Consider the following 18,507-nt stretch of genomic DNA (forward strand, 5'->3'; position numbering starts at 1 on the left):
GTCTAAAAATATACGTTAAATTTTTTTATAGGGGGGTGATTGCTATTGAAAATGGCAGATTTGAAAAAACAGTTGATGAGTCAAATTGACGAAAACGATCAACTAGAAGTTGAAAAAGTCGAGAGATACCTTGATTTAGTAAAGCTTTATAAAAAAATGAATTCGTCTATTTCTAAGTATGGAACGATTGTAGAGTTTGAAAACGGAGCGCAGAAATACTTAAAAATCAATCCAGCAATCGCCGAAAAAGTTAAAATTTCACGTGCATTGATTGCTTTGGGAAAAGACCTTAATTTAGATGAATCAACAAAAATAGTGACTAGCGTTGACGATGATAATTATAGCGAGAGTGACTTAGTATGATTAAGCAAAAACATGTCGATTACTATATACAACAATATAAAAAAGGTGAAATAAAACTTAATAAAGAAAGAATTGAACTAATAGAGTATCTAGAAAGAGATATACTTTCAAGAGATGATATATATTTTAATGACAAAATGATAGACGATTGCATCAATTATGGTGAAAAATGGTTTTTTGAATTACAGCCATTTCAAAAATTTTTGATTGCTTTCGTCTTTTTGTATTTTAAAAAGAATAACAGAAATTTTTATCGTAAATTTCTATGGATGTTCGGCCGTGGTGGCGGTAAAAATGGTCTTCTTTCTGTCGTTCTTAATTTTTTACAAACTGAATTACATGGAATTCTAGATTACAATATTTCGATTGTTGCGAATTCAGAAGATCAAGCAAAAACTTCTTTCGAAGAAATTTACAATACAATCAAACGAAATAAAACACTTCAAAAAGCTTTCGAGTATGGGAAAACAGTTATAACCTCTAAAAAAACTGGTAGCTATATAAGATTTAGAACGTCGAATGGCGATACTAAAGATGGTTTAAGAGATGGAGCGGTGGCTTTCGACGAAATTCACCAATACCCTTCGAACAAAGATGTAAAAGTGCATATTTCTGGATTAGGAAAAAAGCCGAATCCTAGAGAATTTTATGTAGGAACAGATGGATATGTTCGAGAGGGATTTTTAGATTCTCTTAAAGAAAAAGCCAAAAGAGTGTTAAACGGTTCTAGTCGACCTAATGCTATTTTCCCTTTTATTTGCAAATTAGATTCAGAAGACCAAGTGACAGAATCAGAAAACTGGGAATTAGCAAATCCGATGTTTCATCAACCTTTATCAGAGTATGCCGAGAGCCTTTTAGAAACTATTTTTGAAGAATATGAAGACTTAGAGGACGATCCGTCAAATAGAGAAGAGTTTATGACTAAAAGAATGAATTTACCAGTTACAGATTTAGAAAGATCAGTGGCTAGTTACGAAGAAATAATGGACACCAATCGTCCTTTACCAAATTTAGAAGGTAGACAAGCAATTGGATGTTTGGACTTTGCTAGCTTGCGAGATTTTGCCGCATGTGGTCTTTTATTTAAAGATAAGGATGACTATGTTTTTAAAACACATTCATTTGTTAGAAAGCAATTTGCAGACATATATTACGGATACTCTAGGAAAGCATCAGAACAAACAAAAGAGCGATTCGCACCGATAAAAGAATGGGAAAACAGAGGATTATTATCTGTAGTTGATGGAGCTACAATTGAGCCACAAACAGTGGTCGATTGGTTTGTTGAACAACGATATAAATACGGAGTTACAAAAATTGTTGCCGATAATTTCAGAATGGATGTATTGAGACCGTTACTAATAGCTGCGGGATTTGAAGTGGTTGTGATAAAAAATCCTAGAGCAGTCGATAGTTTGCTTGCACCGAGAATAGAAACGGCGTTTGCTAATAGACACATCATTTTTGGAGAAAATCCGTTAATGCGGTGGTACACGAATAATGTATTAGTAAAGACAAACAATGATGGAAATAAGACGTACTTAAAAAAAGAAGAAGTTAGAAGGAAAACAGATGGATTTAAAGCATTTGTATGCGGTATGTATTTAGCAGATGAACTCACAGATTATAATTTTGAAGATGCATTCGATATATTAGAAGAATTAGACTTTTAAGGAGTGATAGTTATGTATAAACCACAATACCTAAATATTGTTAGGGCAACGAAATCAGCTTATGGAAACAATATTGCATATTTCAAAAAGACATTCGTTACTCATAACGGCTATAAATGGGATGTGCCAGCAAAAAAAGAAAATAAATCGGGTCGTCATTTTTTAGGGAAAATAAAATAGAGGTGGAGAATTGAATGGAAAATCAAGTAATTGAAATAAACGTCAAGAAAAGGCTACGTTATTACTTATTAGAGGCAAGTGTATATTTCAAAATTTATGTTTTAAGAAAAGAGGACACGAAAGTCATTCAATCAGCAGAAGAAAAAATCGAACGTAATTTTGATAAATATTTTAAGTATAGTTTTTCAAATATTTAAGTTTTACCATTTTTTGGAAAGGGGGTGAATGAGTGAGTTTATTTGACTTATTAAAAGGTACGTCAGCTAAAAACAAAGCTATTCAAGAAATGTTGGATTTTGAGTTTATAAACGACGTATCTACTAGAGCATACTTAAAGCGCTGGGCTTTAGATTCTGTTTTAAATTTTGTCGCTAGGACCATGTCAACAACGCAAGTACAAATAAGAGGTGCCACGAAAGAAGAATGGGACTATCTACTAAACGTACGCCCAAATAAAGACATGTCAGCGAATGATTTTTGGCAAAAATTCTTTTATACACTTTTAAAAAATAACGAAGTGTTAGTAGTTGTTTCCGATGATAATCAGTTATTGATTGCAGATGATTTTTATAGAAATGAATATGCACTATACGAAGATACGTTTTCGGAAGTAACTATAAAAAACTACATCTATCAGAGAAACTTTAAAATGTCTGAGGTTATTTACCTTCAATATAACAATGAAAAATTAGATAAGTTCACCGATGGTCTATTCAATGATTATGGTGAGCTTTTTGGCCGTATCTTAGAAGTTTCTATGCGAAATAACCAAATTCGAGCAGGTGTATCTATTGATCAAACAGGTAGTTATGGAGATAAAAAGGACGTAAATGGAAGAACCGATCAAGAAAAAATACAAGCATTCGTTAATAAGATATACAAATCTTTTAGAAATAACTCAGTAGCAATAGTTCCACAACTGAAAGGTTTTAAATACGAAGAGTACACAAATAAAACGGGCTCGTCTAATCAATCTTTGGAAGAATTGGACCAAATGAAAAAGTCATTAATCAATGATGTTTGTCGTGCCATTGGTGTTCCTTCTGCATTAGTACATGGAGAAATGGCCGATCTAGAATTTAATCTAAAAGCCTATCAAAAACTTTGTATTACTCAATTGAAGGACAAACTACAATCAGAACTTAATAATAAAGTTTTGGAAAAATATGAGTACCAACAAGGTGTACGAGTGGTAATCATGAATGTTCTTAAACGTGATCCGTATGAACAAGCTGTACAAATTGATAAATTAATTGCTTCTGGAGTATTCACGCCTAACCAAGTGTTAATTGATTTTGAGTATGAAGAATCAGAGGAAGCATTTATGAACGAGCATCATATTACTAAAAACTATGAAAAATTGAAAGGGGGTGAAGATGAAGATGACAGTGAAAATCAAAGTTAATGGGCCAATCATTTCTAATGATGATAAATGGTTCTATGAGTTGTTTGACATGGAAGCAACATCCCCGAACGATGTTTTAGATTTGTTACCTGCAAATAATGAAGATGTTGAAGTGACTATCAATTCATATGGTGGACTTGTGGATATGGGAAATGAAATATACACAGCTCTGCGTTCTTATGAGGGTCATGTGAAAGTAAACATTGTAATGGCTGGAAGTGCTGCAAGTATAATTGCGATGGCTGGTAACACAGTTGCCATTAGCCCAGTTGGTCAAATTATGATTCACAATGTCTCGATGGGGGTTGGCGGTGATTATCACACAATGGACAAAGCAAGTGAAATTTTACAGAAAGCCAATAATTCTTTAGCTAATGCATATGCTTCAAAAACAGGTAAAGCCAAAGAAGAAATTTTAGCGTTAATGGATAAAGAAACATGGCTAACCGCAGAAGAAGCTGTTGAAAATGGTTTTGTGGATGAAATCATGTTCGAAAATACCGAACGCCCATTATTGGTTGCTGATGGTGGAAGTGGTCTTATTTCAAAAGACATTATCAATGAAGTGAAAAAACTAAAAAATCAGCAGAACGAACCAGTAGTAATGGTCAATAAAAAAGAATTAAAAGAAATGATTGCTGAAGCAATCGTAGAAGTGAAGCAAAACGAAATTACAATTGAACAAACTATCGAACCCAAAGAACCCACGAACGAATCGCCGTTTGCTAGGTTCTTATTTTAATACACATTTTTAGGAGGAATTTAAATATGACAATCAATTTAAAAGGAATGGTCAATTATCAAGAAAAGCGTAAAGCTTTTATTGAATCTGTAAAAAATGGCGATCCACAGGAAAAACAAAATGAATTATACGAAGCATCTATGAATGCTTTAGCAGAAGACATGGTAGCAGAAGCAAAAAAAGAAGCTCGTATGGAAGCAGAAGAATTTATCAATGCTTCAAAAATGGATAAAGATATTACACCTCAAGAAGTTAAATTCTTTAACGCAGTCACTGAAACAGGCTGGAAAGATGAAGAACCACTTCCTGAAACAACAGTGGATGAAATTTTTAATGATTTAACAAGAGAACGTCCATTATTAAAAGAATTAGGCTTAAAGTACACAGGTTTACGCTTGAAAATCTTAAAATCTGATCCAAAAGGTGCCATTGTTTGGGGTAAAATTTTCGGCGAAATTAAAGGTCAGTTAGATGCAACCTTCAGCGAAGACGATGCAAAACAAAGCAAAGCAACAGCATTTGTAGTATTACCAAACGATCTATTAGAATATGGTCCTGTTTGGATTAAACGTTATGTAACTACTCAAATTAAAGAGGCATTTGCTGTTGGCTTCGAAGATGCTTTCCTAAATGGCGATGGAAACGATAAGCCTATTGGTTTAACTCGTGACTTAGCAAAGGGAGCTACTTCAAACGGTGTGACTACTTATCCAGAGAAAGAAGCAGCAGGAACTTTAACTTTTGCCGATGAAAAAACAGCGATTAAAGAATTAAAAGAAATGCGTAAATACCATTCTGTTAAAGAAAATGGCAAACGTATTTCTGTCGCTGGGAAAGTAGTTATTGTTGCGAGCCCGGATGAAGCTTTGGATATTGAAACAGAGTTTACTTCTCGTAATGCAATGGGGGACTGGGTTACGAAATTACCTTTTGGATTGCGGATTGTGGAATCTGATTTCCAAAAATCTGGAAAAGTTACCACTTTTGTTAGTGGTCGTTACGATGCATTTGCTGCAGGAGCATTAGTGATCAAAGAATACGATCAAACATTAGCTTTAGAAGATTGTCGTTTATTCACTGCAAAACAATTTGCGTTTGGTAAAGCACAAGACAACAAAGTTGCAGCTGTATGGACATTATCAATTAATGGAGACCCAGAGACGGGGAAGTAGCAATCCCCGTGATTGAAAAAGTCACGCCAACAACAGACGGGGCTGTTGTAAATCTGAAATAACAGGGGAGGGATTCAATGACTAATGAACAAGCATTAGAGTTAGCCAATCTGAACCTAGAAAAATTTAAGAAGCGGATGAAAATTTTTGGAACGTCGGAAGATGAATCGTTAACGGAAATTTTAGCCGCTTCTTTTTTGCGCCTTGATTCTTTGATCAATCCAGTTAAACCAGAAAGTGATTTAACCTTCATAGAACTTGTATTTGAGCGCAGCCGATATGCCTATAACGATTCATTAGAGTTTTTCGAAACAAATTTTCAGCCAGATATATTAGCGCAGTCTTTAAAATATGCGGAGGTGTTCAACGATGATACACCCTAATTATAAAAAGCCTAAAATTAATAGTGGTAGTTTGAAAACACGTGTAGAATTTTGGGGATTTGTTCCAAATGATGGACCAGAGCCAGGAGAAGAAAAAAACGAAAAGCTATATGAATGCTTTTCTTTAGCTTACAATCCATCAATGAAAGACATGGAAATATTGAACGCAAAAGGAACTAAAGAGGGGCTGACAATTAAAATCCGGGATCCACACCAAGACTATATCCCTAGCAACAAACATAAAGTTGTTATTGACGACTATAGAGCTTTACCAGTGGGCAAAGAATGGGAAATCGTAGATGTTTCACCAGATTTTGAAGATAACCGTTTTATCAAGATTGTTCTAGGGATAACGTCATGAGCGAAGTGACAGGGTTAGAAGAAATTCTCAAAAATATGGAAGATAAACTAGGTCAAGCACGAGTAAATAGAATTTCAAACAAAGCTTTAAAAAAACAAGGCGAAAGAAACAAGCAGACTGTTAAAAAATATATGGCTAGTTATATCGATTCAGGAAAAACACACGACTTAGTTATAAGTAGCGGTGTGAAAAATAATCCAAAACGAGTTGAGACTGGCTGGGCTTCAAAGGAACGTGCGCCTATCGTCCATTTAAATGAGTTCGGCTATACACGCTATGGTACTTATGTGCGACCTCGTGGAATGGGAAAACTACAGGCTGCAGCTGATGAAATTCAAGCGAAAGCATTTGGAGAGATGAAGTCGAATATGGAGGAATTAGCTAAATGAAAGACATGATGATGGAAGTTTACAATCGATTAATTGATAATCCTCTGATTCGAGAAAAAACTAGTTTTATTAATGACAATGGTAAAACTGAATATCGCATTAAATTTTACGAAGTACCAGAAACTTTGGATACTACCAAACCTTTCATTGTCATTGATAACTTTCTTGGTCCACAAACTAACGCTTATTTTGCCAACAACAAAGCTTTATCAATTCGGTTTAATTATCAAATTAACGTTGAAAGCATGGATAGAATGACAACCAAGCAAATTTCTAAAGCAGTTGAAGAAACAATGAAACAAATTGGATTTGGCCGTCTTGATGGTGGCTTAGATCAGTACTTTAACGAAACAAAACGTTTTGTGGATGCAAGACGTTACAGAAAAAATACACAAATTCACGACACCGACTATTAAGTTGGTGTCTATTTTTTAGGAGGAAAATATATATGCAAACTTATGGATTTAGCAAAATTACAATTAAAAAACTGGACAACGAATTAAACCCAATTGCTGACAAAAAATATGTTATTGAGGGAAAGCCAAAACAAGGAGCCGCAGCAAGTTTTGAAATCACTGGGTTGACTAAAGAGCCGTCAAAGGTTTTCGGATCAAACATTGCTTATTATGTAGCTCGTAAAGGCCACGGAGATATTGCGGCGAACCTAGGTATCTTAGACATTCCAGCGGTGATTGACCACGAAATTTTAGGACATACAAAAGCAAGCGAAACAAGTAAAGTCTACCATATTGGTGAAGATACAGAGCCCCCTTATTACGCCGTATTGATTGAATCAGAGGATTTATATGGCGAAAAAATTGGTTTTGGTATGTATGCAGGTACATTCTCGTCAGATGGTGTCAAAGGTGAAACCTTAAATGATGATGACTTTACACCAGAGCCAGGCGAATACGTTTATTCTGCTGTTTCTCGCCAAATTAACGGTAAAAAAGTTACTGTCGGTTTTGCAGATGATGCTGAAGCATTAGCAGAATTAGAAAAAGAATTATTTGGTGAAGAAACACCAGCGCCGGAAAAGTAGCAAGCCCCACAGTGGGAGCTGTTACTCCCACCACAGATGGGGCCAATATTGAATTAAGTTAGGAGGACAAGAAATGTCGTTTATTCCACCAGAAAAATTTAGACTTTATAAAAAAGGTGAAACTAATCCTGTTGCAGAAAGTGTTTCGCCTTTAGCTATTACAGGAATTGCCGCAAATGCGGATGTTTTAGCAGGTGACTTTACTGTCACAGGTGTTGCCACCGTTGACGGTGTAGAAAAAGAATCTGATCATGTTGATGTACCAGCATTTAAAACACTACCTATCGCAGTTACTGGAATTACCTTGGATAAGACTGAATTAGCTTTAAAAGTTGGTGAAACAGCAACGTTAACACCTACAATCATGCCAGAAAACGCAACAAACAAAGCGTATAGATTCAATTCTGAAGATGCAGCGATTGGAACGGTAACGCCAGTGCAAGGAAAAGTAACAGCCGTATCGGAAGGTGTTACAAAACTTGTTGGTACAACTGAAGACGGTAATTTTACAGCAGAATGTACTTTGACAGTATCAGCAGCAGAATAAAAATTATTGATTAAGGACGGCTTTAGTTAGCCGTTCTTTTTTTGGAGGTTAAAAAATGGAACGCAAAATTGAACTAACTTTACGCATTGATGGCGAAGAAAAAACTTTTACACAGGACTTTGTGCCGTTTTCTAAGCGTACAGACTATATAAAAAAAGAAAATTCACTTAGAGAAGAAAAAACAAGCGAAGGATTAGAACCAACAGCTGACGAGTATTTAGAAATGCAAATTCAATTCGTCGCCGATTTATTCGATGAAAAAGAACTTACTAAAGAAGCAATTCTTAACGGTATGGATGCTTTAGACATTGATAAAATATGGGAAATTATCAGCTATCGAGTTCTTGGCCTATCTAAGACAGATGTGGAAGCGTCAAAAAAGGAAAAGGCGGAGGAAATCTAAGCTGGTCTGAATTTTATGACCTGCAGGTTGGTTTTGTCCGTGATTCAGTTACAGAACTTGGGTGGACAATTCGGGATTTCATGAATACTGACTGCTTGGATATTGATGAAATCTTATTAAAAGCACCGAAGAAAAAGAAAACTAAAAAGAAAAAACAAGAGGTGCGACCATTAAGCGAATTAGTCAAGCGTGGTGGTGCATAAAGGGAAGGAGGTAACTAAATGAGTGGTGGAACGCCGTTAGGAAATATGGTCATTAAGTTGGGCTTGGATAGTTCTGATTTTGGTCGTGGTGCAGCAAATGCTAAAAAAGAAGTTCGCTATTTAGCCAAAGAAATGCAAGCCAATGCAAAAATCGCTGATATGGCGGGCAATCAAATGGGCAAGCTTGGCACACGTTTTGATGGATTAACTAAAATCATTGGAGCCCAAGAGAAACAAGTTGCTGCATTGAAAAAAGCTTATGACGAGTCATTTGTAGATGGAAAAGCGACAGAATCCACCAAAAGGCTAGCAACTCAATTGCAAGATGCCAATGGAAAACTAGCAAATTATCGATCTCAATTAATTCAAACAGCTGGTCAAATGGCAGAAATGCAAGTCAAAACCACTGGTGCCACTGGCGCCATTTATAATGCCAGCGAAAAAATGATTTCTAGTGGGCAAAAAATGGAAAAAGTGGGCGGAGCCTTAACAAAAGGTATAACTTTGCCAATTCTCGCAGGAGCTGCAGCAGTAACAACGGCCGCTGTGAAATGGGAATCAGACTTCGCAGGGGTTAAAAAGACCAATGATGAAGTTGTAGACTCAACAGGTAAGGTTGTTTACTCATACAAAGATTTAGAAAATGGTCTTCGTGGACTAGCCAAAGAATTACCTTCAAGTCACACGGAAATTGCAAACGTTGCAGAAGCAGCAGGGCAGTTAGGGATCAAAACTAAAAATGTAGTTGGCTTCACCAAGACAATGATTGACTTAGGCGAGTCAACGAACATGAGCGCAGAAGAAGCAGCAACTGCTTTAGCTCGATTGGCCAACATTACAGGAATGCCACAAACGGAATTTGACAAGTTAGGTTCTGTGATTGTTGATTTAGGTAATAACTTTGCGACAACCGAGTCAGAAATAACCGCAATGGGATTACGCCTTGCTGGTGCTGGTCACCAAGTGGGAATGAGTGAAGCTCAAATCATGGGATTTGCGGCTGCATTGAGTTCGGTTGGTATTGAGGCAGAAGCAGGCGGTTCTGCATTTTCTAAAGTGATGGTTGAAATGCAATTGGCTGTAGAAAATGGAGCCAATGCATTTGCAGGGTTAGAGAGTTTAAGCCAACAAACTGGTGTATCTATGGAACAGGTTTCTAGCGCTGTTAGAAATGGCGGTAAAGAGTTAAAAAACACTGCTGGTGCAATGGGGTTAACTAGCAAAGAATTAAAAACAATGCATAAAGAAGCCACCGATGCATCAGGAAAATTAAATGATTTTGCAGAAGTAGCTGGAATGTCTGCAGAACAATTTTCTAAAGCTTTCAAAGAGGATGCTTCAGGTGCTATTATCAAATTTATTGAAGGGCTAGGAAAAACGAAAGAACACGGACAATCTGCAATTGCTGTTTTAGATGATATGGGGATTACCGAAGTTCGTCTTCGTGACAGTTTGTTACGTGCAGCTGGTGCCAGTGATGTATTTAAAAGTGCTGTAGATCGTGGAACTAAAGCATGGGGAGAAAACACCGCTTTAACAGAGGAAGCTAACAAGCGATATGAAACTACTGAATCTCAATTAAAGATGCTTAAAAATGAAGCAGTGGACGTAGGAATCACGTTTGGTGGTCCTTTAGTAAAAGCATTGAGAGATGCGTTGCAAGCGACTAAACCAATGATCAAAACCGTAACGAATTTAGCGGAATCTTTCTCAAATGCTGATCCTAAAACACAGCAAACAATTGTTAAAATGATTGCATTAACTGCTGCAATGGGGCCTGCTATTAAGTTAACAGGTACTTTAACGAAGGGTGTAGGATTTTTAGGCAAGGGCTTTGTTGAGACAATGGCCGCTATGTCTAAAAAAAGAGCGATTGAAGATGTTACAAAAGCTTTTGCAGAGGGTAGTTCTGTTTCTGTTGGATTCGGAAAAGGCATTGCTTCTTCTGGTTCGGCATTAGGAGGATTGACTGCTAAAATCGGAGGAACCACAACACAAATTGGTTCATTGACTAAAGGGTTTAGTTTATTGAATCCTTGGGTGTTAGGTGCAACTGCAGCGATTGGAGCAGGTGTAGCAGTGTGGAAACTCTGGGGAGAAGAAGCTTGGAATAGTTCCCAACGTGTTAAGCAATGGGGAACTGATGTCGGACGAGAAGTTGACAAAACCTTAAACGGGGTGCAAGACAAAACCAAAGCTGCAAATGGTCAGTTTGGCTTATTAAAAGATGGATTTAATCAATCAGATGCTTCTAAAATGGCAGAAAATTTTGAAGCAGCGGGTCAGTCTCTTGAAAAGTCTTTAAATAAAAAAGTAGATGGATTGAATCAATTATTAAAGCAGTTACCAGGAACCGCTACAGACTCAATGAAAGAAATCATTGAGAATGAGAAAAAACTAAATCAGTCTGCTGTGGAAGAAATCCAATCGAATAATAAGCAAATTCAAGAGATTAGACAAAGGGCTGCAAACGAAAATCGTCAATTGAGTGTTTCTGAAGCTCAAATGATTAGTGATTTATCAAAGAATACTGCAGAAGCTTATGTAAATACGCTAGATGTTTCAGCAGAACAAAGACGATCCATATTGAAAGCTATGACTGGAGATGTAGCGAATGCTACAGAAGAAGAAGCAGAAAAATGGATACAGTCACTGGTGGAACAAAGAAATGCTTCGCAGACTCATTATGCAAAAATGAGGAAAGAGCAAGAAAAGTGGTTGAAAGATTGGGGATATAACCTTGATGGCGAATTTGCTCAGAAGTATCTTGAAGAGTGGGATAAAATAAACGAGACTACGACAGAAGGTTTTGATAACCAAATGGCGGCCATTGTTGAGAAATTTCCTGAGCTAAAAGATAAAATTCATTTGGCTTCTGGACAAGTAATAATAGAGAGCGGAAATGCTTCACAATACCTTATTGAAGATAACGAGAAGTTATTGGAGAATGTTACCAAAACAACAAATAAAGTTGCTGAAAATGCTAAGAAGAACGCTGAACAACTTAAATATGTTGGTAATGAAGCAAGTGAATATGGGAAAATGTGGAATAATCTTGTTCTTGATCCAAAAACAAGCGAAGTCAAAACCAATGCGCAAGAAGCAGTTAACGAAGCTGCGAATTCTGAAAAAGAATGGAACCAACTCCTATATGCTTCCAAACATGCCGACCTAAAAAGTAATGCTAAATTAATGATTGCCGAAGCAGCAATTGCTAACGGAAAATGGGACAGCATGACGTTTAAGGAACAACAAGCACTTTTAGATACAAATGCCAAGAAGACTGTAACTCAGGCATTACAAGCCAACGGAAAATGGGACAAACTTAATTTTGAAGAGAAGAAGGCCATTCTGTATTCTAATACCCCTGAAAAAATGGCTGAAAATATGCTTAATCTTGGACTTTGGGAAGATTACAAGTTACATGATAAAGAAATTAAAGCTGATAACAAAGAGTTTTTAGAAGTACTTAGTGATTCACAAGAAAAAATTGTCAATTGGTCTAATATACCAGATGATGTTAAAGAATTTTATGCAGATAATCAAGATTTACTGACAAAAATTTATGGATCAGAACGAGCCTTTAATGCTTGGAAAAATTTACCAGATGAAAGCAAACTGCTTTTAGCAAATAACACGGATGTGCTACAAAAGATTCTTTCTTCAGAAACATATCTAACAAATTGGAATAACCTTCCAACAGACCAGAAAAAAATGCTTGCCAATAATGATGATTTACTAACAAAGGTAATGAAATCAGAAGAAAGTATGAATGCGTGGAATTCATTACCTGATCCAGTAAAAAAAATGCTTGGTAATAATGAAGATTTAGAAGCTAAGATAGCCGATGGAACAATTAGCATAGAAGAATATAACGGGATTAAACCACTACTAAAAACACTTTTAGGTGATTCTTCAATTGTTCAAAATGCAAGTCGTGCAGCTGGTGATCAACTAGATATTTATAATAGGAATAATCCTACAAAAAAAATACTTAGTGGAGATTCTTCTAATACCCAAGCTGCAGCTCGACAAGGTGGCAATGCATTGAACACCTACAATGCCAATAATCCAGGAACGAAAAACCTGCGAGGAAATGCAGGTGGAGTTGTCGGTGCGGCTTCAAGTGGTAATAGTAGCTTAAATATTTTCGCAGCAAACAATCCAGTTGAAAAACTATTAAGGGCTAATGATCAAGCGAGTGGACCAGCATCTCAAGCGAAAAATGCAGTAAGTGATTTTAATTCTGGCCCTTCGGTAATTACTAAAACTTTAAACGTAGTAGCTAATTTAGGCGCTGGCGTAGCAAAAATTTTAGGACTCGAAACAGGAACCAATAATCATATTGGTGGTCCGGCAATCGTCAACGACCAAAAAGGACGTACTTATAAAGAGTTGGTAATTCCTAAAGGTGGCGTGCCTTTCATCCCAGAAGGTAGAAATGTATTCTTGCCAGATTTACCAAAAGGATCAAAAGTAATCAAAGCTTCAGAAACAAAGAAATTAATTCCTCATTATGAAAACGGCGTGGGTGTTCCGAGAAACTCTTCAGTTGTTAAAAATCTAATTGCTGTTCAAGATTCACATGAATCGAATGATTTTAGCGAACTTGCTTCTCTTATGCGTGAAATGGTTTCTTACTTGAAAGACGGAAATATTAAAAACATGGAAGTAACACAATATATCACAGGTGCAGACACAAAAACACCGAGAGAAACGGCGATGGAAACAAAACGCCAATTGCGTGATTTAGCGAGGGGGTTTAAATAGTGAAACTAGAATTAGTTTATACGAACCAAAATGGGGAGCAACTCGTTTTTAATGAGGAAGCTCCTTATTTTTTGCAAAACGTCGAGGGATTAGAAGCACCAGAAAATGTTGTTTTAGCAGAAGAAGTGTTTGGAGAAGATGGCGCAAAAGTTGTTGGAATCCGTTTAAGTACACGTAAACCGTTGCTAGAAGGTACTTTAATTGGAAAAACAGAAGAAGAAATTTATCAGCTGCGCCGAGATATGATTCAAAAAATCGATCTAAAACAAACAGGGAAACTAACTCTTAAAGTCTATGATAAGGAGTATGAAACCGACGTATTACCAATCCAAGCGCCTAGTTTCAAATTATACGAGGGTAATCCTTATAAGGATGATGAATGGAACTTATTCTCTTTACAGTTTGAAGCATTCGATTCTTATTTCCGAGATGTATCGTTTTATAACTCACTGGTTCCTTTGGCAACATTAAAGCCAACGCTTATTTTTCCAATGGTTTTTGTTCAAGGCGAGAAGCATACGTTTGGTCGCTTTGAATCAGGGAATATTGAAAAGATTGTAAACAATGGAGATGTGCAGGTTGGAGCAGTTTTTCATATGAAATGTGTAACAACCGTGACTGATCCGCAGATTTACGATGTGACAAAACAAACCTTCTTTGGATTTAAAGGAACCTTTGAACCTGGAACAAGATTCGAACTTTCAACGGTACGTGGAAAGTTGTATGCGAAAAAAATTGTTAATGGTGTAGAAACTAATGCTGTTCCAGAACGTATGGAGGGTAGTAGTTTCTTTCGATTATCTAAAGGAGATAACTATTTACAACTAAAAGCGGCCAACAATTCTCAAAATGGAATTACATGTGAAATGCAATTTACACCATTAGTTAGCGGGGTGTAGCTATGGATTTTATGCCATTACCTTTTGTAGAGGTGTTTCGAAGAAAGTCTGGCTTTGATTATGAGTCAACGGCAGTTCTGGACATATGGAAATCAATGAGTGTCAAAGAAAATTTCAAGTCAGCCAATACTTTTGAAACGGTTGTTCTTTTAAAGTATATGCCAAAAGAATTAATGGACGAAGACACAGTGCTATTAATTAATAATTGCTTTTACTATATTGATTCTATTATTTGCGATGATTTGAGCAGTGGATTAATTACAATTTCTGGGAAGTCTCTTTTTGCAAAATCTGGTAAGAGAATTGTTTATCGAATTTACAATCAAACAAAAAGACCAGAGCTGATTTGCTACGATCACTTACGGAACGAAGTGGTCTCTCCGTCAGATGCTAAAAGAAAAATAAATTACTTATCTGTTGAACAACCGCCAGCAATTACTAATTCAAACATTAGTTATCAAAACAGTTATGGGAATGTTGAAGAAGAAATAGAGGGACTGTGTGAAAGTTACAATTTTGGTTTTGACGAAATTCCTATCTCGAATGGGCGTATTGGCTCAACATCAAACGGCCAAGTTGGAACAAATATTCGTTTTAGAAAAAGTGAAGATGTTTCTAGTGTAGTTCAATTTAGTGCAGAGTTTGAAAATGTCACTAATGAATCATTAGAAAAGAACAACTATGATGAAGCGACTACAGCCCTTATTTATGGAGAAGGCGAAGGAAAAGCTCGGAAGCATACTCAAGTAAATAACAATTTGAGTGGCCTCGAACGAAAAGAAATATATGTCGATGCTCGTGACTTACAACAGACTGTTGATGATGTAAAAATGCCAGATGCACAATATATTGCCACATTGCAATCAAGAGGAAAAGAAAAATTAACTGAACAACCAAGAGTTTTGGCATTGAATGGGACTATCAATTTGAATGATAGTCTTTTTGTTTATGGTCGAGATTATAAATTGGGGGATCGTGTAAAACGTATTTCTTCTTTTGGCTATTCAGATACAGTGGTTCTAAATTCTGTAACTCAGACTTGGGATGAGAAAGGCTACCATATTGACGGCGAATTCGGTAATCAAAGTAAAACAATTATTGATGTAATCAAGAGAAAAGGAAAGTAGGTGGTTATTTTTGGCGGAATTAAGTTTATTTTATGATGCCGTTTTGCAAGATGATGGCACATACGATCGTGCTTATACATCGGCAGACTGGGCAAAATACTTTGAAAATATCTTTCGCAATGGCGTCATGATGTCAGTCGGTGAAGCATTAAGAGTGACTGCAGCTGATTCTGTTGGGATGAGAGTTGTTGTAAAAGCAGGTTCAGCAAGTTTAAAAGGTTATCAATATATAAATACGTCTGCTTTTGCAGTACCAATTGACGTTGCTTCTTCAACACAAGATCGAACAGATTCAATTGTTGTTCGTCATGATTTGAACGCTAGACAAGCTTATGTAGCAGTCAAAAAAGGTAATGTGACAGTCGAACGCACGCCAGATGTATTTGAAATTCAGTTGGCCACTGTCAGAGTGCCAAGGAACAGCACAGCTATTACAGCGGATTTGATCACAGATAAGAGACCAGATGAAAAAGTATGTGGCTATTCAACACCGTTTGAGAATGTTTCGGTATCTGGAATGGAAAAGCAATACGAAGAAATGTTGAAACAAGTTTTTAACCAATTTACAAATTCAGCAGATGAAAAGAATAGGGAAATGACCCAGTCGTTAAACGATATGTCAGATATTTTTAACGGTTGGTTAAAAAATTTAAAAAATGAATTAGATGAAAATCAAGTAACTAACTTACAAAATCAAATTAATGAATTAAAGCCAACTTATGAATTGGGGACGATAATTTATAAGCTATCTTATTTTCCAGTTATCCATGCATTAACATGGGATTATGGAGCTGGAGTGATGCCAGTAGGTGAAGCATATGGCGCAGGCGGTGGAAACTTATTTAGTATACCTGTTGAAGCAGAATATATTAGTGAAAATACATTAAAAGTAAAAATACCAGCAACACACACTATGGTTAGTCCAAAATATATCAAAGTTGACGAACAGCATCACAGATTTATTTCTGGTAGAAAAACAATAGAAATAGTTTTAGGGGGTAATTAAATGATTGAACTTGAAAAATTAACTCATGGCGATCCCATGTGGGATGAGATAATAAATAGAAATATAGATAAACTACAGGCAGCTATTAATAATGAAGTGTTACTTAATAAACAGCCTATTAAATTTTCTGATGGCACAGTCACGTTGCTCGACAATGTAAGCAACTATGAGGCAGTAAAATTTATTTGTGAATATCAAGGTAATCGAACAGATGCTACCATCCTGAATAATAAATCTGGCGAAATAGATATTAGAAGTTCTGCAATTAACATTTACGATTATCCTACAAGCAACGGTTGGGATATGGGAGAGATGCTAATTCATGTTTCTAATAACAAAATTAATTTCACGTATGCAAAAACTGTTTCTAAAAGTGGAACTGTCGAAACAAAAACAGATACTTTTAGAGTAATTCATGTTATTGGAGTTAAGAAAGCTCCTCAACTACCTGGAAATTAAGGGGGCTTAATATGGAAAAATATTTTAACCGCCTGTCAATTGTAGCCAGTATTGTAGGTGGTATTTGCGTTAGCTTTCTTGGGGGAATGGATCAATTGCTAGATGTTTTGTTATTTTTGATGATTGTTGATTTTGTAACAGGTTGGCTTAAAGCAATCGCTACTAAATCACTATCAAGCAAAATAGGTATGTTGGGAATCGCCAAAAAAGTAATGATTTTATTTGTAGTGGCAGTGTCTGTGAAAGTTGAAAGTATAGTAGGGAATAATATTCCTATTAGAGAAATGGTGATTATTTTTTACATTGCGAATGAAGGCATTTCATTTTGCGAGAATGTATTGGAATTTATTCCTTTACCAGAAAAGTTAAAGGATTATTTTATTAAATTACGAAATAAAGACAAGAATTGAAGCGGCTTGTGTCGTTTCTTTTTTTGTTTAAAAAATAGGAAAGAGGTTTTTAAATGAAAAAAACTGTTAAATTATTAGTTGCTGTCGGAATGTCGTTAAGTTTTATGTTGCCGATTGGTGTGAATGCATACCAAGTGGAGCAAGACCCTATTAATTTTGGTGGGTACTTTCCAGGGTATGCTACCAATGAATTAATTGTCTTACATGAGTCAGGTAATGGGAACAATGTTGGTCCAAACAGTCTAGATAACGAAACGGCCTATATGAAGCGGAACTGGACGAGTGCCTATGTTTCATATTTTGTCGGTTCTGGTGGTCGAGTGAAACAATTAGCGCCAGCTGGCCAAATCCAGTGGGGTGCAGGTGCGACAGCGAATGCAAAAGCCTATGCACAAATCGAACTCGCTCGAACGAATAATAAAGAAACATTCAAAAAGGACTATGCCGCATATGTAAATTTGATTCGTGATTTAGCTACACAGATTGGTGCAACGTTTGACTTAGATGATGGTACAGGATACGGAATAGTCACTCATGATTGGATTACTAAAAATTGGTGGGGTGATCATACTGATCCATACGGATATTTAGCACAGTGGGGCATCAATAAGGCGCAACTAGCACAAGACTTGCAGACAGGATTGCCAGAAGATGGTTCAGAAACAATTGTAAACCCTGGCAAGCCGAACGCACCAAAATATAAAGTTGGGCAAAATATCCGATTCACTACTATATACAAAAATCCAGATGCACCAATCAACGAGCATCTCAATGCTAACACTCTTTGGACCCAAGTTGGCACGATTACTCAAAAATTAGATGGTCGTAAAAACTTGTATCGTATCGAAAACAGCGGCAAACTTTTAGGTTATGCAAACGATGGAGATATTGCAGAATTGTGGGAAAATAGCAAGCCGACACCTGCAAAAACATTTACTATCGGAGTAAATGAAGGTATTGTTCTTCGCAA

At 36.3% G+C, this 18,507-nt stretch carries 21 protein-coding genes; all 21 read left to right on the forward strand.

The window, feature by feature from the left end; genetic code table 11:
* Positions 1 to 39: 39 nt before the first annotated feature.
* Entirely contained in the window at positions 40 to 363 is a 324-nt protein-coding gene (locus ACTQZK_RS12825) for a P27 family phage terminase small subunit (protein ID WP_025186135.1), read from the forward strand.
* Positions 360 to 2,039, forward strand: coding sequence for a terminase TerL endonuclease subunit (locus ACTQZK_RS12830; RefSeq protein WP_002358080.1), 1,680 nt, complete (start codon positions 360 to 362; stop codon positions 2,037 to 2,039). Before ACTQZK_RS12825 ends, ACTQZK_RS12830 begins: the two co-directional genes overlap by 4 nt.
* Positions 2,040 to 2,051: 12 nt before the next feature.
* The gene (locus tag ACTQZK_RS12835) at positions 2,052 to 2,219 is read left to right on the forward strand and encodes a hypothetical protein (RefSeq protein WP_002358079.1); all 168 of its coding nucleotides are present in this window, start codon (positions 2,052 to 2,054) and stop codon (positions 2,217 to 2,219) included.
* 14 nt (positions 2,220 to 2,233) lie between these two features.
* Positions 2,234 to 2,416, forward strand: coding sequence for a hypothetical protein (locus tag ACTQZK_RS12840; RefSeq protein WP_002359532.1), 183 nt, complete (start codon positions 2,234 to 2,236; stop codon positions 2,414 to 2,416).
* Between the two features lie 32 nt (positions 2,417 to 2,448).
* Positions 2,449 to 3,624, forward strand: coding sequence for a phage portal protein (locus tag ACTQZK_RS12845; protein WP_010707159.1), 1,176 nt, complete (start codon positions 2,449 to 2,451; stop codon positions 3,622 to 3,624).
* Complete coding sequence (locus ACTQZK_RS12850; RefSeq protein WP_010707160.1) at positions 3,596 to 4,366, forward strand: head maturation protease, ClpP-related; 771 nt, start codon at positions 3,596 to 3,598, stop codon at positions 4,364 to 4,366. Before ACTQZK_RS12845 ends, ACTQZK_RS12850 begins: the two co-directional genes overlap by 29 nt.
* Before the next feature lie 26 nt (positions 4,367 to 4,392).
* Entirely contained in the window at positions 4,393 to 5,538 is a 1,146-nt protein-coding gene (locus ACTQZK_RS12855) for a phage major capsid protein (protein ID WP_441555093.1), read from the forward strand.
* 77 nt (positions 5,539 to 5,615) lie between these two features.
* Complete coding sequence (locus ACTQZK_RS12860; RefSeq protein WP_002358075.1) at positions 5,616 to 5,921, forward strand: hypothetical protein; 306 nt, start codon at positions 5,616 to 5,618, stop codon at positions 5,919 to 5,921.
* Positions 5,908 to 6,282 carry a hypothetical protein gene (locus tag ACTQZK_RS12865; protein WP_002404844.1) on the forward strand — a complete coding sequence of 125 codons (375 nt, stop codon included), beginning with the start codon at positions 5,908 to 5,910 and terminating at the stop codon, positions 6,280 to 6,282. Before ACTQZK_RS12860 ends, ACTQZK_RS12865 begins: the two co-directional genes overlap by 14 nt.
* On the forward strand, positions 6,279 to 6,671 hold the full coding sequence (locus ACTQZK_RS12870) for a hypothetical protein (RefSeq protein WP_441554072.1): 393 nt from the start codon (positions 6,279 to 6,281) through the stop codon (positions 6,669 to 6,671). The genes ACTQZK_RS12865 and ACTQZK_RS12870 overlap by 4 nt, the downstream gene beginning before the upstream one ends.
* Positions 6,668 to 7,087 carry a hypothetical protein gene (locus ACTQZK_RS12875; protein WP_002400736.1) on the forward strand — a complete coding sequence of 140 codons (420 nt, stop codon included), beginning with the start codon at positions 6,668 to 6,670 and terminating at the stop codon, positions 7,085 to 7,087. The genes ACTQZK_RS12870 and ACTQZK_RS12875 overlap by 4 nt, the downstream gene beginning before the upstream one ends.
* A 32-nt stretch (positions 7,088 to 7,119) precedes the next feature.
* Positions 7,120 to 7,713: a major tail protein gene (locus ACTQZK_RS12880; RefSeq protein ID WP_010708051.1), complete on the forward strand. Its 594-nt coding sequence runs from the start codon at positions 7,120 to 7,122 to the stop codon at positions 7,711 to 7,713.
* 73 nt (positions 7,714 to 7,786) lie between these two features.
* Positions 7,787 to 8,260 carry an Ig-like domain-containing protein gene (locus ACTQZK_RS12885; protein WP_441554071.1) on the forward strand — a complete coding sequence of 158 codons (474 nt, stop codon included), beginning with the start codon at positions 7,787 to 7,789 and terminating at the stop codon, positions 8,258 to 8,260.
* A 55-nt stretch (positions 8,261 to 8,315) separates the two neighbouring features.
* Entirely contained in the window at positions 8,316 to 8,663 is a 348-nt protein-coding gene (gene gpG / locus ACTQZK_RS12890) for a phage tail assembly chaperone G (protein ID WP_010717120.1), read from the forward strand.
* Positions 8,664 to 8,884: 221 nt separating this feature from the next.
* Entirely contained in the window at positions 8,885 to 13,636 is a 4,752-nt protein-coding gene (locus tag ACTQZK_RS12895; RefSeq protein ID WP_441899730.1) for a phage tail tape measure protein, read from the forward strand.
* Positions 13,636 to 14,535, forward strand: coding sequence for a phage tail domain-containing protein (locus tag ACTQZK_RS12900; protein ID WP_441899731.1), 900 nt, complete (start codon positions 13,636 to 13,638; stop codon positions 14,533 to 14,535). Before ACTQZK_RS12895 ends, ACTQZK_RS12900 begins: the two co-directional genes overlap by 1 nt.
* Before the next feature lie 2 nt (positions 14,536 to 14,537).
* Positions 14,538 to 15,662: a siphovirus ReqiPepy6 Gp37-like family protein gene (locus tag ACTQZK_RS12905; RefSeq protein WP_002381461.1), complete on the forward strand. Its 1,125-nt coding sequence runs from the start codon at positions 14,538 to 14,540 to the stop codon at positions 15,660 to 15,662.
* Positions 15,663 to 15,672: 10 nt separating this feature from the next.
* Positions 15,673 to 16,668: a structural protein gene (locus tag ACTQZK_RS12910; RefSeq protein ID WP_113825985.1), complete on the forward strand. Its 996-nt coding sequence runs from the start codon at positions 15,673 to 15,675 to the stop codon at positions 16,666 to 16,668.
* Positions 16,669 to 17,127: a hypothetical protein gene (locus ACTQZK_RS12915; protein WP_441562941.1), complete on the forward strand. Its 459-nt coding sequence runs from the start codon at positions 16,669 to 16,671 to the stop codon at positions 17,125 to 17,127. It abuts the gene before it with no gap.
* An 11-nt stretch (positions 17,128 to 17,138) separates the two neighbouring features.
* Positions 17,139 to 17,537: a phage holin family protein gene (locus tag ACTQZK_RS12920; RefSeq protein ID WP_441899732.1), complete on the forward strand. Its 399-nt coding sequence runs from the start codon at positions 17,139 to 17,141 to the stop codon at positions 17,535 to 17,537.
* Between the two features lie 53 nt (positions 17,538 to 17,590).
* Positions 17,591 to 18,507 (forward strand): peptidoglycan recognition protein family protein (locus tag ACTQZK_RS12925; RefSeq protein WP_441899733.1); only part of this gene is annotated, 917 nt, incomplete at its 3' end.

It is taken from the genome of Paraeggerthella sp. LCP19S3_G8 (genome assembly GCF_052119225.1).
Taxonomy (GTDB): domain Bacteria; phylum Actinomycetota; class Coriobacteriia; order Coriobacteriales; family Eggerthellaceae; genus Paraeggerthella; species Paraeggerthella hominis.

Excerpts from the sequence above, each read along its gene's own strand:
- ACTQZK_RS12920 (WP_441899732.1), top strand. The coding sequence starts at position 17,139 with ATGGAAAAATATTTTAACCGCCTGTCAATTGTAGCCAGTATTGTAGGT.
- ACTQZK_RS12860 (WP_002358075.1), top strand. The coding sequence starts at position 5,616 with ATGACTAATGAACAAGCATTAGAGTTAGCCAATCTGAACCTAGAAAAA.
- ACTQZK_RS12915 (WP_441562941.1), top strand. The coding sequence starts at position 16,669 with ATGATTGAACTTGAAAAATTAACTCATGGCGATCCCATGTGGGATGAG.
- ACTQZK_RS12830 (WP_002358080.1), top strand. The coding sequence starts at position 360 with ATGATTAAGCAAAAACATGTCGATTACTATATACAACAATATAAAAAA.
- ACTQZK_RS12875 (WP_002400736.1), top strand. The coding sequence starts at position 6,668 with ATGAAAGACATGATGATGGAAGTTTACAATCGATTAATTGATAATCCT.
- ACTQZK_RS12895 (WP_441899730.1), top strand. The coding sequence starts at position 8,885 with ATGAGTGGTGGAACGCCGTTAGGAAATATGGTCATTAAGTTGGGCTTG.
- ACTQZK_RS12855 (WP_441555093.1), top strand. The coding sequence starts at position 4,393 with ATGACAATCAATTTAAAAGGAATGGTCAATTATCAAGAAAAGCGTAAA.
- ACTQZK_RS12880 (WP_010708051.1), top strand. The coding sequence starts at position 7,120 with ATGCAAACTTATGGATTTAGCAAAATTACAATTAAAAAACTGGACAAC.
- ACTQZK_RS12835 (WP_002358079.1), top strand. The coding sequence starts at position 2,052 with ATGTATAAACCACAATACCTAAATATTGTTAGGGCAACGAAATCAGCT.
- ACTQZK_RS12870 (WP_441554072.1), top strand. The coding sequence starts at position 6,279 with ATGAGCGAAGTGACAGGGTTAGAAGAAATTCTCAAAAATATGGAAGAT.
- ACTQZK_RS12905 (WP_002381461.1), top strand. The coding sequence starts at position 14,538 with ATGGATTTTATGCCATTACCTTTTGTAGAGGTGTTTCGAAGAAAGTCT.
- ACTQZK_RS12840 (WP_002359532.1), top strand. The coding sequence starts at position 2,234 with ATGGAAAATCAAGTAATTGAAATAAACGTCAAGAAAAGGCTACGTTAT.
- gpG (WP_010717120.1), top strand. The coding sequence starts at position 8,316 with ATGGAACGCAAAATTGAACTAACTTTACGCATTGATGGCGAAGAAAAA.
- ACTQZK_RS12885 (WP_441554071.1), top strand. The coding sequence starts at position 7,787 with ATGTCGTTTATTCCACCAGAAAAATTTAGACTTTATAAAAAAGGTGAA.
- ACTQZK_RS12865 (WP_002404844.1), top strand. The coding sequence starts at position 5,908 with ATGATACACCCTAATTATAAAAAGCCTAAAATTAATAGTGGTAGTTTG.
- ACTQZK_RS12850 (WP_010707160.1), top strand. The coding sequence starts at position 3,596 with ATGAAGATGACAGTGAAAATCAAAGTTAATGGGCCAATCATTTCTAAT.